Annotated in this window: 10 protein-coding genes; 6 read left to right on the forward strand and 4 right to left on the reverse strand. The window is 72.5% G+C overall.

The genetic code is table 11. The annotated features are described in order from the left end of the window. Positions 1 to 412 precede the first annotated feature (412 nt). Together ACFW01_RS24170 and ptsP are read left to right on the forward strand one after the other, a co-directional pair. Positions 413 to 862: a PTS glucose transporter subunit IIA gene (locus ACFW01_RS24170; protein WP_125495409.1), complete on the forward strand. Its 450-nt coding sequence runs from the start codon at positions 413 to 415 to the stop codon at positions 860 to 862. Between the two features lie 77 nt (positions 863 to 939). Then, a complete protein-coding gene (ptsP, locus tag ACFW01_RS24175; RefSeq protein ID WP_384506489.1) occupies positions 940 to 2,610 on the forward strand; it encodes a phosphoenolpyruvate--protein phosphotransferase in 1,671 nt (556 codons plus the stop codon). A gap of 69 nt (positions 2,611 to 2,679) precedes the next feature. On the opposite strand, the gene ACFW01_RS24180 is transcribed toward ptsP, so the two are convergent. Both ACFW01_RS24180 and ACFW01_RS24185 read right to left on the reverse strand, forming a co-directional pair. Beyond that, positions 2,680 to 3,570, reverse strand: coding sequence for a hypothetical protein (locus ACFW01_RS24180; RefSeq protein WP_234958197.1), 891 nt, complete (start codon positions 3,568 to 3,570; stop codon positions 2,680 to 2,682). A 122-nt stretch (positions 3,571 to 3,692) separates the two neighbouring features. Next, on the reverse strand, positions 3,693 to 5,669 hold the full coding sequence (locus tag ACFW01_RS24185) for an acetoacetate--CoA ligase (protein ID WP_234958198.1): 1,977 nt from the start codon (positions 5,667 to 5,669) through the stop codon (positions 3,693 to 3,695). Positions 5,670 to 5,881: 212 nt separating this feature from the next. Between ACFW01_RS24185 and ACFW01_RS24190 the strand changes: the two genes are divergently transcribed. Beyond that, on the forward strand, positions 5,882 to 8,260 hold the full coding sequence (locus tag ACFW01_RS24190) for a glycoside hydrolase family 31 protein (RefSeq protein ID WP_384506493.1): 2,379 nt from the start codon (positions 5,882 to 5,884) through the stop codon (positions 8,258 to 8,260). Here ACFW01_RS24190 and ACFW01_RS24195 read toward each other — a convergent pair. Both ACFW01_RS24195 and ACFW01_RS24200 read right to left on the reverse strand, forming a co-directional pair. Then, on the reverse strand, positions 8,251 to 8,787 hold the full coding sequence (locus tag ACFW01_RS24195) for an NUDIX domain-containing protein (RefSeq protein WP_234958200.1): 537 nt from the start codon (positions 8,785 to 8,787) through the stop codon (positions 8,251 to 8,253). The genes ACFW01_RS24190 and ACFW01_RS24195 overlap by 10 nt on opposite strands. A 47-nt stretch (positions 8,788 to 8,834) precedes the next feature. Continuing rightward, positions 8,835 to 9,644, reverse strand: a complete 810-nt coding sequence (locus tag ACFW01_RS24200; RefSeq protein WP_234958201.1) for a M15 family metallopeptidase — start codon at positions 9,642 to 9,644, stop codon at positions 8,835 to 8,837. Between the two features lie 149 nt (positions 9,645 to 9,793). Here ACFW01_RS24200 and ACFW01_RS24205 point away from each other — a divergent pair, with 149 nt between their 5' ends. From ACFW01_RS24205 to glpK, 3 genes are all read left to right on the forward strand, one after another. Continuing rightward, a complete protein-coding gene (locus ACFW01_RS24205) occupies positions 9,794 to 11,419 on the forward strand; it encodes an EAL domain-containing protein (RefSeq protein ID WP_384506498.1) in 1,626 nt (541 codons plus the stop codon). Positions 11,420 to 11,747: 328 nt separating this feature from the next. Further along, positions 11,748 to 12,503: an MIP/aquaporin family protein gene (locus ACFW01_RS24210; protein ID WP_384506501.1), complete on the forward strand. Its 756-nt coding sequence runs from the start codon at positions 11,748 to 11,750 to the stop codon at positions 12,501 to 12,503. 51 nt (positions 12,504 to 12,554) lie between these two features. After that, entirely contained in the window at positions 12,555 to 14,090 is a 1,536-nt protein-coding gene (glpK, locus tag ACFW01_RS24215; protein WP_384506504.1) for a glycerol kinase GlpK, read from the forward strand. Positions 14,091 to 14,100 lie beyond the last annotated feature (10 nt).

The raw sequence follows: 14,100 nt of genomic DNA on the forward strand, positions 1-14,100 counted from the left end.
TTTGGCACGCTGTTGAGTTCTCAAGGAACGGACGCTTCCTTTGTACTCACCCGAGACACTGTCTCGCGGCTTTCCTCCGGGCGCTTCCCTTCGGTGTTTCCAACACTATCAGGCTTTCCCGGTGCTTTTGACCACCGTCCTGCGAGCACGCAGAAGGCGATCCAGCGATAGGATCTGATGAGTTGGTTGCTGCCGGGCGAGGACGTGTTGCTTGGCATCGCTCAGCCGCAGGCAGAGTCACAACTGTACACGGGGCCGCGGAGGGGGTGCAAATCCCTGACGAGTGTGGTCTAGACCTCTATTCGGAACACTCGTGCGGAACCGGTACTTCCTATGACATACGCTGCTGCACAGTGTGCCGTCCGGGACAGGCAGTGACGGCTCGTACAGACCCCGCCCTGGGAGGCTTCCCATGACCACCGTCTCGTCCCCGCTCGCAGGACGCGCCATCGGCCTGGCCGCTGTGCCCGATCCCGTCTTCTCCGGGGCCATGGTCGGCCCGGGTACCGCCATCGACCCCGTGCGCGAACCCTCCGAGGCGGTCGCCCCCGTCGACGGCGTCATCGTTTCCCTGCACCCGCACGCCTTCGTCGTCGTCGACGACAGCGGGCACGGAGTGCTGACCCACCTCGGCATCGACACGGTGCAGCTCAACGGCGAGGGGTTCGAGCTCCTGGTGAACAAGGGCGACACCGTGGTCCGCGGCCAGGGTGTGGTGCGCTGGGACCCGGCCGGTGTCGAGGCCGCGGGCAAGTCGCCGATCTGCCCGATCGTGGCCCTGGAGGCCACGGCCGAGGCGCTCGCCGAGCTGCGTGAGGACGGCGACGTGAAGGCGGGCGAGAGTCTCTTCCTCTGGAAGTGACGTCGACGCCGTCGTCAGACGGCCGCCAGGACAACCACCGCGGCGGCGGGACCCGCCGCATGATCGGGACGGGTGAGATGGAGACAACGCTGCGAGGCGTCGGGGTGAGCCACGGTGTGGCGATCGGCGAGGTTCGGCACATGGGAACGGCGGTACTGGAACCGCCGGCCAAGCAGATTCCGGCCGAGGACGCGGAGCGCGAGCAGGGTCGTGCCCGCAAGGCCGTGGAAGCTGTGGCCGCCGATCTCATGGCGCGCGGCAACCTGGCCGGGGGCGAGGCCCAGGCGGTCCTCGAGGCGCAGGCCATGATGGCCCAGGACCCCGAGCTGATGGCGGACGTGGAGCGGCGGATCACCGTCGGCAGCACGGCCGAGCGGGCGGTCTACGACGCCTTCGCCGCGTACCGCGCCCTGCTGGCCGGTGCCGGGGAGTACCTGGCCGGTCGTGTGGCCGACCTCGACGACGTGCGGAATCGTATTGTCGCGCGGCTGCTCGGGGTGCCGATGCCGGGTGTCCCGGACAGCGACGAGCCGTACGTCCTCATCGCGCGGGATCTCGCGCCGGCGGACACCGCGCTGCTGGACCCGACGCTGGTCCTCGGCTTCGTCACCGAGGAGGGCGGGCCCACCAGTCACAGCGCGATCCTCGCGCGGGCGCTCGGTGTGCCGGCCGTGGTCGCGCTTCCCTGTGCGGGCGAGATTCCCGAGGGCACGGTCGTGGCCGTTGACGGGAGCACCGGTGAGATCTTCGTGAACCCCGCCGCCGAGAAGAAGGAGCGGCTGGCGGCGGAGGCGGCCGAGCGCAAGGCGGCGCTGGCCGCCGCGACCGGCCCGGGTGCGACGTCGGACGGGCACAAGGTGCCGCTGCTCGCGAACATCGGTGGTCCCGCCGACGTACCGGCGGCGGTGGAGGCCGGGGCCGAGGGCGTCGGTCTCTTCCGTACCGAGTTCCTCTTCCTCGACGACAGCAAGAACGCGCCGACGGAGGAGAAGCAGGTCTCCGCCTACCGGCAGGTGCTGGAGGCGTTCCCCGAGGGCCGGGTCGTCGTGCGGGTGCTGGACGCCGGCGCGGACAAGCCGCTGGACTTCCTGACTCCGGGCGACGAACCGAACCCGGCGCTGGGTGTGCGGGGACTGCGGACGCTGCTGGACCACCCGGACGTGCTGCGGACGCAGCTGACGGCGCTGGCGAAGGCCGCGGAGGGTCTGCCGGTCTACCTCGAGGTCATGGCGCCGATGGTGGCGGACCGGGCCGACGCCAAGGCGTTCGCGGACGCCTGCCGCGAGGCCGGGCTGCGGGCGAAGTTCGGCGCGATGGTGGAGATTCCGTCGGCCGCGCTGCGTGCGCGCTCGGTCCTCCAGGAGGTCGAGTTCCTGTCGCTGGGGACGAACGACCTCGCGCAGTACACCTTCGCCGCCGACCGTCAGGTGGGTGCGGTGTCCCGGCTGCAGGATCCGTGGCAGCCCGCGCTGCTCGACCTGGTCGCGCTGTCCGCCGAGGCGGCGAAGGCCGAGGGCAAGAGCTGCGGCGTGTGTGGTGAGGCCGCGTCGGATCCGCTGCTGGCGTGTGTGCTGACGGGTCTGGGTGTCACCTCCCTCTCCATGGGTGCGGCGTCGCTGCCCTATGTGCGGGCGACGCTGGCGAAGTTCACGCTGGCGCAGTGCGAGCGGGCCGCCGCGGCCGCCCGGGCGGCGGAGAGCGCCGAGGAGGCGCGCAACGCGGCTCAGGCGGTGCTGTCCGGCGAGTAGGGCCGGGCGGGGCCGCGGCTGTCGCTGTGTGCGGGGCGTTCCACCTCCGGGTGGGGCGCCCCGCGGTCGTCAGTGGTGGTGTCCCGGGGGCAGGGCGTCGTCTCCGAGGTCGGGCGGGGCGCAGTAGTCGACGTTGGACTCCGGGGAGATGAGGTCGCCGTTCTCGACGTCGGTGCAGTACGCGTCGAAGACCTCGCCGGCGGTGAGGGGTTCGAGGCCGTATCCGCGCAGTCGCCAGCCGTGGATGCGGTCGGGGCCGCTCGCAGGGCTGATGCGCATGACGAGTCCGCCGGGGCTGTGGGTGGCCAGGCCGAGGGCGAGGACGCTGGTGAATTCGAGGGCCTCGGCCTCGTCGACGTGCGGGGTGCCGTCGATCTCCTCGTCGGCGTGCAGGACGGAGACGAGGCCTTCCGGGGATCCCGAGACGCTGCACACCAGGTGCCCGTTGCCCGGTGGGGCCGTCCGCAGGACCTGGAGCAGGAGGCGCGAGGCTCGGGTGAAGGCGGCTCGGCCGAGATCTTCGCCGCAGGTGGAGCAGGTGCCCAGGCGGGCGAGCAGGGTGGCCGCGTACTCCCAGGTGGCCTGGCGGACGGCTTCGTCGACCAGGGCCGGCAGCAGGTCGGTGAGGGGCTGGCCCTCGTACGGGACGGTGGGTCCGTTGGTGGCGAGTTCGGCGGTGAACCGGGTCCGGCTGGCGGGGGCGTCGGGGTCGATGCCCGCCGTGGTGCAGTAGTCGGCGTACTCCTCCGGGTCGAAGAGGGCGATCGTGGTGTGGGTGCCCTCTGCGGCGCGTGCCCTCAGGAGGGCTTCGACCTGGCGGAGATAGGCGGCGTGGTCGTGGAAGGTGAAGCTGCGGTAGCGCCGCATGGCGCGAAAGTCGTGTTCGTCGGTGAGCAGTCCGATGGTGCCCGCGATTTCGCGGCGCAGGACGCGTCGCATGGTCTGGTCGGTGTGCGCCATGTTTCCCCCTGTGCACGGTCGATCAATGCTCACTCACAGTAATCGGCGGCACTGACAGTGGTGTCGGGCGGGCGCGGGCCGGCCGGCCGCCATCGAGGGCTGCCGGCCGGTCGAGGGCCTGGTCAGGAGCGTTTGCGGGCCAGGTTCTCGTAGAAGTCGAGCAGGTCGAGGTTGTCGATGGAGCCGGGGTTGACGGCCTTGTCCAGGGGGGTGCCCTGGAGGAGGCGCTTGACCGGTACCTCGATGCGTTTGCCGGTCAGCGTGTGCGGGATGCCGGGTACCTCGATGACCTCGTCGGGGACGTGGCGCGGGGAGAGCTGTTCGCGGATGGTCCGTTTGATGCGGTCGAGCAGGGGCTGGTCGAGGGCGGCTCCTGGGGCGAGGTGCACGAACAGGGGCATCCAGTAGCCGCCGTCCGGTTGTTCGATGCCGACGACGAGGGATTCCCTGATCTCGGGGAGTCGTTCGACGGCTTCGTAGATGTCGGCGGAGCCCATGCGGACGCCCTGCCGGTTGAGGGTCGAGTCGGAGCGGCCGTGGATGACGACGGAGCCGCGTGAGGTGAGGGTGATCCAGTCCCCGTGGCGCCAGACGCCGGGGTAGGTGTCGAAGTAGCTGTCGTGGTAGCGGCTGCCGTCGGGGTCGTTCCAGAAGCGGATCGGCATCGACGGCATGGGGTTGGTGACGACCAGCTCGCCGACCTCGTCGGTGAGGGGGTTGCCCTGGGGGTCCCAGGCCTGGAGGTCGGTGCCCAGGCCCGGGGCCTGGAGTTCGCCGATGTACACGGGAAGGGTGGGGACCGCGCCCGCGAAGCAGGAGCACACGTCGGTGCCGCCGCTGACGGAGGCGATCCACAGGTCCGCGCCGTTCTCGGCGAACTCGTCGTGCAGCCAGCGGAAGCCGTCGGGCGGGAGCGGGGAGCCGGTGGTGGCGACGCACTGGATGCGGGAGAGGTCCAGGTCGCGGGCCGGGTGGACGTCGGCCTTGCGGCAGGCCATGACGTAGGCGGCGGAGGTGCCGAAGAGGGTGGCGCCGGTGCGTTCGGCGATGCGCCATTGGGCGTCCGTCGCCGGGAACCCGGGGCTGCCGTCGTAGAGGACGACCGTCGTCCCGGTGAGCAGGCCGGAGACGAGAAAGTTCCACATCATCCAGCCGGTCGACGTGTACCAGAAGAAGCGGTCCTCGGGGCCGAGGTCGCAGTGCAGCCCGAGCTGTTTGAGGTGTTCGACCAGGATGCCGCCCTGGGACTGGACGATGGCCTTGGGCAGGCCGGTGGTGCCGGAGGAGTACAGCACCCACAGGGGGTGGTCGAAGGGCACCTGTTCGTAGACGGGTTCCGTGTCCGCGCCCGTCAGGGTGGTCCAGTCGAGCGCTCCCTCGGGGGCCTCGGTGCCGAGGAGTGGGATGTGGACCACGGCGCGCAGGGTGGGCAGCTCGCGGCGGAGTTCGGCGACGGTGTCGCGGCGGTCGTGGTCCTTGCCGCCGTAGCGGTAGCCGTCGACGGTGAACAGGACAACGGGTTCGACCTGCTGGAAGCGGTCCAGGACGCTGCGGGCGCCGAAGTCGGGGGCGCAGGAGGTCCAGACGCCGCCGACGGCCGCGGTGGCGAGGAGGGCGACCACGGCCTGCGGGACGTTCGGGAGGTAGCCGCTGACGCGGTCCCCGGGGCGGACGCCGAGGGCCCGCAGTTCGGCGGCGAGCGAGCCGACCTGGCGGCGCAGCTCGCCCCAGGTGACCGGGACGGTCTCGTGGGTCTCGTCGACGTGGAGGAGGGCCGGTTCGTCCGCGCGGGTGGCCGCGGCGCGCAGGGCGTGCTCGGCGTAGTTGAGGGTGGCGCCGGGGAACCACTGGGCTCCGGGCATCGCGCGGTCGCCCAGTACGCGCGCGTAGGGGGTCGAGAAGCGTACGTCGAACCATTCCGTGACGGCCTTCCAGAAGGTTTCCGGCTCGTTCACGGACCAGCGGTGCAGTGCGGGGTAGCCGCCGTCGGCGGGGGCGTCGTATCGGTCGGACGCCCAGGTCTGGAACCTGGTGATCCGCGCCTGGGCGACGCGCTGGGGGTCTGGCTGCCAGAGCGGCTGGGGGGTGACGGTCGACATGGGCTGCTCCCGGACTGTGCGCGTCGTGTGCGTCCTCCGCGCACGGGCTGGGGTGTGCGCGTGACGCGGCTGACACGGACGATGCCATGTGATCGACTTCCGCACCAGGGCGCGCCCCACATAGTCGGTGTCGTGAAGATGTGGTCCCGTCACGGGTGAACGGCAGTTGAACGACGCCCCTGGGCGCGCTCTCCGATGGCAGGGTGAGCAGCATGGACGGTCGTGACCTGGTGCGTTCGATGAAGACGTTCGGTTCGGCGGGGGCGGCGCAGGGGTTGCGTGGCGTGCGGGCGGCGTGGCGCCGGAGGCTGGCCGATGCCGCGGGACTGCCGCCGCGGGGTGCGGAGCGGGCGAGGGTGCCGGGGCCGATGCGGGAGGTGCAGCCCGGACCGGGGGGTGGGGTCATCCGGTTCGCCCGCTCGGAGCTGCGCATCCTGGTCGCCGTGAACGGGGCGGTCTTCTGGGGCTGGGACGGGGCCGGGCCGGAGCCGTCGTACGCGTTGGCGGGCCGTTGTCCTGAGCCGGATCCGCGGGCGGTGCTGGAGCCGGACAAGGACGGCGGCCGGCGGGTGGTCGCGGAGCGGGCCACGGTGGCCGTGTCCCGGCACGGAGCCGTCGAGGTGCGGACCCCGGGGGGCGTGGTGCTGCGGCGTGAGCTGCCGCCGCGCTGGTGGGAGCCGGCCGAAGGCGGTCCGGCGCGCTGGACGCAGCGGTCGGAGGTGGCGGCGGACGCGCGGTTCTTCGGGCTCGGCGGGCGGTCCGCGGGGCCCCGGCTGCGGGAGGGCACGTACCGGCTGTGGAACACCGACTCGGGCCTGCCCTCCGGACCGGGCCCGGAACCGTTGTCCGTCACCATGCCGGTGCAGTTGGTGGTGGCCGACGCCGGGACGCATCTGGTCTTCCACGACAGCGCGTGGGACGGCACGGTCGACCTGCGGGAGGGCGAGGAGGGGGCGGGCTCCGGGCACGACCGGCCGGGTCGGAGTGTGCTGCGGATGGACGGTGGTCCGCTGCGGTGCTGGGTGATGGTGGGTACGCCCGCGCGGGTGCTGCTCGCCTGGGCCTCGCTGACCGGGGCGCCCGCGTTGCCGCCGTCATGGGCGCTGGGTCACCATCACGCGCTGTGGGGATCCGGTGACGAGGAGGAGGTCCGGCGGGTCGTCACCGGCTACCAGGAGCGTGGTCTGCCGCTGGACGCGGTGCACCTGGGCATCGGTCATGCGGACGCCCACCAGGTGTTCACCGTGGACGAGGAGCGGTTTCCCAAGCTGCCGGTTCTCGCCGATGAGCTGCGGCGGGACGGGATCCGACTGGTGTCGGTCGTCGAGCCGGCCGTGCCCGCCGTGCCCGGCAATCCGGTGTACGACGGCGGGACGCGCGAGGACGTGTTCGTCCGGGCGGCCTCCGGGCCGGTCGTCCGGGGTGTGGCACGGGCCGGGGACGTGGTCTTTCCGGATTTCACCCACGCGCGTGCGCGCGAGTGGTGGGGCGAGCGCTACGAGGAGCGGCTGGGGCAGGGGTTCGCCGGTGTGTGGCACGACCTGAACGCGCCCACGTCGTTCGCCGCCTTCGGGGAGCCGACGCTGCCGCGCTCGGCCCGCCACCGGCTGGAGGGCAGGGGCGGTGACCACCGGGAGGCGCACAACGTCTACGGCCTGTGCATGGCCCGCGCCGCGTACGAGGGGCTGCGGGCCCTGGTGCCCGGAGAGCGGCCGTTCGTCGTCTCGCGCGCCGGGTGGGCCGGGCTTCAGCGGTACGGCGGCACGTGGTCGGGGGACGTGGCCACGGGTTGGCCGGGCCTGCGGGCGTCGCTGGCGTCGGTGCTGGGTCTCGGGCTGTGCGGGGTGCCGTACGCGGGGCCGGACGTGGGCGGGACCGACGGGAGTCCGTCGCCTGAGCTGTATCTGCGGTGGTTCCAGCTGGCGGCCCACCTGCCGTTGTTCCGCACCCACGGAGGGCCTCGGGCGGGGCGCAGGGAGCCGTGGGAGTTCGGGGCCGAGGTCCTGGAGCACGCGCGCGTGGCGCTCATCGAGCGGCGTCGGCTGCTGCCGTACTTCGTGACGCTGGCGCATCTGGCCCGGCGGACGGGTGCGCCGTACGTGCGTCCGCTGTGGTGGTCGTCGCCGGAGGAGCGGGCGTTGCGGGACTGCGAGGACGCGTTCCTGCTGGGTGACTGTCTGCTGGTGGCGCCGGTGCTCGATCCGGGTGCGGACCGGCGTGCGGTGCTGTTGCCGCGGGGGCGGTGGTACGACGTGGTGACGGAGCGGGCGTACGAGGGGCCGGCGCAGGTGCTCGTGGAGGCCCCGTTGGCGCGGATCCCGGTGTTCGCGCGCGCGGGAGCGGTGGTTCCGGTGCGCGGGGAGGACGGGGCGCCGGAGTTGGAGGTGTGGGCGCCCGCGCGGGGGCGGACCGGCGGTGGGCTGGTCGTGCGGGACGCGGGCGACGGGTGGGTGGAGCCGGAGATCGAGCGCTACGTGTCGCGCTGGGAGGGTGAGCGGGTGGTCGTGCGGCGCGAGGGCGGGGACGGGGCCGGGGAGACCTTCTGTCCGGTGCGTGTGCGGGGGCTGGCCGAGCGCCCGGCTCAGAGGTAGCGGCCCTCGAACCAGGACCGTACGGCCCTGGTGTGGAGCGGGAAGGCGAGCTCCTCCGACCGGCGCAGGAGGTGCCAGCCCTCAGTCTCGTCGGTGGCGTGGGAGGCGGGGAGGCTCTCGACCGGACGCTCGGGGAGGGAACCGAAGAGCAGGAGATGGCCGTCGGGCGAGCTCATGGCGTCGGCGAGCCGTACGTCGTGGCTCGCCGCGTCGATGCCGGTCTCCTCCTTGAGTTCGCGGACGACGGCCTGCCGCCAGTCCTCCCGGTCGTCGATGTAGCCGCCGGGCAGGGCGACACCCCCGCGCGCGGGGGCCACGGTGCGGGTGATGACCACCAGGGCGGTGCCCTGCGTGTCGTACACGGGCTGGAGGGCCACCGCGACCGGCAGTGGGTTGCGGTAGGCCACGGTGCCGCACGCGGGGCAGGTGCGGGGCCAGCCGGAGACGCCCTCTCCGTGGGGCGTACCGCAGCGCGAACAGTGCGAATTCGGCGCGGAGTTGGGAACGGAGGTTTGAGTTTCGGACACGCGGCGGACTGTATCCGATCGCGGAGCGGGCGGCTCCGGCCGCCCGTTCAGCGGCGGCCGGTGAGGGACCTGGTGGAGACCGGGAAGTCGAAGTAGGTGTCCGGGTAGGGCTCGGGCTTGTACGTGAAGTGCCACCACTCCTCGGGGAGGTTTACCAGGCCGACGTCCTCCAAGGTGTCCTTGAGCAGGAGGCGGTTGGCGCGCTGGGTGCCCTGGATGCGGGGGTCGAGGGTGTGGGAGCGGGTGTCGAAGCAGTCGTATCCGGTGCCCATGTCGACGGAGTTGTCGGGGAAGCGTTCGTCCTGCGGAGCGAAGCACGGCACCAGGGGCTGTCCGGGCCGGTACGGCGGGGTGGGCTTCGCCGGGAGCCGTACGATCGTCAGGTCCATGGTCGAGCCCCGGCTGTGGCCGGACTTCTCCGCGATGTAGCCGTCGTCGAAGAGGCGGGTCTTGTCGACCTCCGGGTAGAACTCGGCCTTCATGGCCTGGTCGTCGAGGTCCTCGGCCCAGCGGACGAAGTGGTCGACGGCGCGCTGCGGCCGGTAGCAGTCGTACACCTTCAGGGAGTAGCCCTGGCGCAGCAGCCGGGTCTGCGCCTTGTGCAGGGCCTTGGCGGCGGGGCGGGTGAGGATGCACAGCGGCTGCCGGTAGCCGTCGATCGGTTCACCGACGAAGTTGTGCGGGGTGACGTAGCGGATCTCCTGGATGATCGTCGGATCGACGCTTCTCAGGGCCACGAAGTTCTCCGGGGCCCTCGGTCCGGGCCTGGCCTGCGCGGTGGCGGGTACGGCCGTGACGGCGAGCAGGGCGGCGAAGGCGGTGGCCAGAGCGCGCAGCGCGGTCGAGAGTCGTGTCATGTTCCCTGCATCTATCAGGATCGACTCCCGTGAGGGAAGGGGGTGGCCCGACGACTCGCCGCGCGTGTGCGGTGCCGGTGAGCCGGAATCCCGCGTGAACGTCTCATGAACTGGGCCCGCGTGGGTGCCGGCGACGCGATCCTGCTCCCGTGCGCTCCTGGACGGATCCTCTCCGCTTCGCCTTCCAACCGGTGGTCAATCTGATGACCGGCGGGGTCGCGGCGCTGGAGATACTCGCCCGCCCGGAGAGCGGCGACATCCTCGCCGAGGCGCGCCGCGACCCCGAACTCGACGGCCGCCTGGCGGTGTCGGCGCTGCGTGCGGCGGTGCGCAAGGAGACTCTGCTGCCGCTGCACGTCAACGTGTTCGCGGGCACCCTCGCCGACCTGGGTGGGCTGCAGCCCCTGCACGACGCCGTGCGGGAGGCCGGCCGGATGCCGTGGGAGGTGACGCTCGACGTCTGTCCGCCGTACACCCACGTGCCGCGGCAGGCCCTGCTGGAGGCGTTGACCGTGCTGCGGGGCCAGGGGTTCCGGATCTCCGCGGACGGGGTCGGCGACGGGGACGCGCCGCTGCGGCTGCTGACGGACCTGGCGCCGGATCTGGTCAAGCTCGACGCGTCGCTGCTGGCCAGGCCGGCGGCCGTGCGGGCGATGCGGGTGCTGTGCGACGAGATGGGGGCGCTGCTGTCCGTCGAGGGGGTGGAGACGGAGACGCAGTACGCCGTCGCGCGGGCGGCCGGGGCGCAGTGGGCCCAGGGCGAGCTGTTCGCGCCGCCGGCCCGGCTGCCCGCGGCGGACGTGTACGTTCCGTCCGGCCCGCCCGGCGTCGTACCGGTGCCGCGGTCGGGGCCGTCGGTACGGCAGTTCGTGCGGCCGGCCGCGCTGCTGCCCGTGACGGCCTCGGCGGGTCAGGTGCGGGCCCTGCTGACCGGGTCGCCCGACGTGTCCGGGGTGCTGCTCGTGGACCGCGACGGCGTGCCGGTGCGGTCGGTGCACCGCTCCCGCTTCCTGCTGTCCATGTCGGCACGCTACGGGCACGCGCTCTACGCCGACCGGCCGGCCGCGAAGCTGGGCGACGCGCCGCGGACGGTGGGCGTGGACGCGACGGCCTGGGAGGTGCTGGACGTGGTGGCGGTCGGCGGCCGGGGCCGTACGTCGGACGACGTGGCCGTGGTGGACGCGTACGGGCGGTGCGTGGGCGTCGTACGGCTCGCGGACCTGGTGCGGGCGCTGGCCGAGAGCCGGGTGGAGGAGGCGGCCGGGCTCAACCCGCTGACCCGGCTGCCCGGTTCGGACGCCATCACGGACGAGGTGGACCGGCGGATCGCGGACGGGCGGGCATTCGCGCTGAGCTGGCTCGACGTGGACCACTTCAAGCAGGTGAACGACGGGGCCGGGTTCGCCGCCGGGGACGAGTTGATCCGGTCGGTCGGGCAGGCGCTGCTCCGGTCGGCGAGGGGGACCACGCGCGTGGGGCACATCGGCGGGGACGACTTCCTGGTGCTCACCGAACCGGACGGGCTGGATCCGCTGGTCGCCTCCGTGCTGGACGTCCCGTGGTCGGCCGGCGGGCGGCCCGTGACGCTCTCCCTCGCCACGGTCCTGTGCGCCCCGGGCAGCGTGCCGGACCACCGGCAGGCCGCGGCGGGCCTGGCACCGCTCAAGAAGGCCGCCAAGGCGTTGCGCGGCGCGAGTTGGGTGCTGGGCCGGGCGGGTGCGCCGGGGCACGAGGTCCGGCGCGGCTCGGACCGGTCGGCGGCGCCCGCGGGCTGAGCGGACGCCCGCCGCGCCAGGGGGCGGGGCAAGCCGTCGGCCACGCGCGCGTGGCGGCATGTCGCCGCAACCGTTGCCGTCGGCCACCTTGACGCTCCCCGGACGCCGGTGAACACTTCCGGTGTCAGTCGACATCGCCGTACATCTCGGCGCATTCCGGCACTGCGTCGCGCGGACTCCCCGGTGCTCGGGGCCCGCTGACCCACGGGCGGTTCGGCTGCTACGGCACGCTCGTCACCCACGCCCCCGCGGCGGAACTCGCCGGGGGAACGCACCCCGCACGTGAGGTCCGGGGCCGACCGTCCCGGGCCAGGGCCCAGGAGCCGCCATGAGCAACGGAGACATCTTCGTCGGCGAGATCATCGGCACGGCGATCCTCATCCTCTTCGGCGCGGGTGTCTGCGCCGCCGTGACCCTCCGGTACAGCAAGGCGCGGGCGTCGGGGTGGGTGGTGATCGCGTTCGGCTGGGGGTTCGGCGTGCTGGCGGGCGCGTACACCGCGGCGCCGCTGTCCGGCGGGCATCTCAACCCCGCCGTCACCCTCGGGATCGCCGTCGACACCGGCGAGTGGGGCAAGGTCTGGGTCTACCTGCTCGGACAGTTGGTGGGGGCGATGCTCGGCGCCGTCCTCTGCTACCTCACCTACTTCGCCCAGTTCCAGGCCAACGTCCGCCAGGACCGGACCGGTACCACCGAGGGCGACGCGGACGAGCCGGTGCCGACGCTCGGCATCTTCTCCACGATCCCGGAGATCCGGAACCCGGTCGCCAACCTGGTCACGGAGATCATCGCGACCGTGGGGCTCGTGCTGCCGATCCTGGCCTTCGGACTCACCGAGGGGCTCGGCGAGTCCGGGACGCTGGTGCTGATCGTCGCCCTGCTCGTGGTCGGTATCGGCCTCTCCCTCGGCGGGCCGACCGGCTACGCCATCAACCCCACGCGCGACCTCGGTCCGCGCATCGTGCACACCTTCCTGCCGATCCCCAACAAGGGCACCTCCGACTGGGGTTACGCCTGGGTTCCGGTGGCCGGGCCGCTGATCGGCGGGGTGCTCGCCGGGTTCATCTACAACCTGGCCTTCTGAACGGCTCTCCGTACGGCCCTCCGTCCTCCGAATCCAGCCCAAGGGGCAGCCATGACGGACCACTCCGCGAAGTACGTCGCCGCGATCGACCAGGGCACCACCTCCAGCCGCTGCATCGTCTTCGACCAGGGCGGCGCGATCGTCGCCGTCGACCAGCGCGAACACCGCCAGATCTTCCCCAAGCCGGGCTGGGTGGAGCACGACGCCACCGAGATCTGGTCCAAGGTGCGGGCGGTGGTCGCCGGGGCGATCGCCAAGGCCGGGCTGCGGGCCGACCAGCTCAGCGCACTGGGCATCACCAACCAGCGCGAGACGACCGTGCTGTGGGACCGGGTGACCGGCAAGCCGGTGCACAACGCCATCGTGTGGCAGGACACCCGTACCTCGGCGCTGTGCCGCCAGTTGGGCGGCACCGACGGGCAGGACCGTTTCCGCGAGTCGACCGGACTGCCGCTGGCCAGCTACTTCTCCGGGCCGAAGGCGGCCTGGCTGCTCGACAACGTGCCCGGCCTCAGGGCCCGCGCCGAGCGCGGCGAGATCGCCTTCGGCACCATCGACTCCTGGCTGATCTGGAACCTCACCGGGGGCACCGAGGGCGGGCGGCACGTCACCGACGTGACCAACGCCGGGCGCACCATGCTGATGGACCTCCGCACCCTCCAGTGGGACCCGGCCATCCTTGCGGCGATGAACATCCCCGAGGCCGTGCTTCCCGAGATCAGGTCGTCCGCCGAGGTGTACGGCACCGCCGTCGGCCCGCTCGCCGGCGTGCCCGTGGCCTCCGCGCTCGGCGACCAGCAGGCGGCCGTGTTCGGACAGGCCTGCTACGACGTGGGCTCGGCGAAGAACACCTACGGCACGGGCAGCTTCCTGCTGCTCAACACCGGTGACCGGCCGGTGCCGTCGAAGAGCGGGCTGCTCACGACCATGGGCTACAAGATCGGCGACGAGGCGCCCGTCTACTGCCTGGAGGGTTCGATCGCCGTCACCGGCGCCCTGGTGCAGTGGTTCCGCGACCAGCTCGGCATCATCCGCGACGCGGACGAGATCGAGCCACTGGCGGCGAGCGTGGCGGACAACGGGGGCGCCTACATCGTGCCCGCGTTCTCCGGACTGTTCGCGCCGTACTGGCGTTCCGACGCGCGCGGGGTCGTCACCGGCCTCACCCGGTACGTCACCAAGGCGCATCTCGCGCGGGCGGTGCTGGAGGCGACGAGCTGGCAGACGCGTGAGGTCGTGGACGCGATGTACCAGGACTCGGGGGTGCGCATCACGGCTCTGAAGGTCGACGGGGGCATGACGAAGAACGGGCTGCTGATGCAGCACCAGGCGGACGTGCTGGGGGTGCCGGTGATCCGGCCCCGGGTCTCCGAGACGACCTGCCTCGGCGCCGCGTACGCGGCCGGGCTGGCCACCGGGGTGTGGAACAGCCTCGACGCCCTCCGGGCGCACTGGCAGCGGGACGCCGAGTGGGCACCCGCGATGGAGTCCTCGGTGCGCGACCGCGAGTACCGCAACTGGCGCAGGGCGGTCGAGAAGAGCTTCGGCTGGCTGGAGGAGGAGAGTGGTCCGGGCCCGGCCGGCTGAAGGTCGGGCC

Origin of the sequence: Streptomyces sp. NPDC058985, assembly GCF_042740985.1 — a bacterium.
In the GTDB taxonomy this organism is placed as follows: Bacteria; Actinomycetota; Actinomycetes; order Streptomycetales; family Streptomycetaceae; genus Streptomyces.

What these genes read in the sequence shown, in the direction of transcription:
- ACFW01_RS24200 (WP_234958201.1), bottom strand. Translation starts at nt 9,644, where the DNA reads ATGACACGACTCTCGACCGCGCTGCGCGCTCTGGCCACCGCCTTCGCC.
- ptsP (WP_384506489.1), top strand. Translation starts at nt 940, where the DNA reads ATGGAGACAACGCTGCGAGGCGTCGGGGTGAGCCACGGTGTGGCGATC.
- ACFW01_RS24210 (WP_384506501.1), top strand. Translation starts at nt 11,748, where the DNA reads ATGAGCAACGGAGACATCTTCGTCGGCGAGATCATCGGCACGGCGATC.
- glpK (WP_384506504.1), top strand. Translation starts at nt 12,555, where the DNA reads ATGACGGACCACTCCGCGAAGTACGTCGCCGCGATCGACCAGGGCACC.
- ACFW01_RS24190 (WP_384506493.1), top strand. Translation starts at nt 5,882, where the DNA reads ATGGACGGTCGTGACCTGGTGCGTTCGATGAAGACGTTCGGTTCGGCG.
- ACFW01_RS24185 (WP_234958198.1), bottom strand. Translation starts at nt 5,669, where the DNA reads ATGTCGACCGTCACCCCCCAGCCGCTCTGGCAGCCAGACCCCCAGCGC.
- ACFW01_RS24180 (WP_234958197.1), bottom strand. Translation starts at nt 3,570, where the DNA reads ATGGCGCACACCGACCAGACCATGCGACGCGTCCTGCGCCGCGAAATC.
- ACFW01_RS24170 (WP_125495409.1), top strand. Translation starts at nt 413, where the DNA reads ATGACCACCGTCTCGTCCCCGCTCGCAGGACGCGCCATCGGCCTGGCC.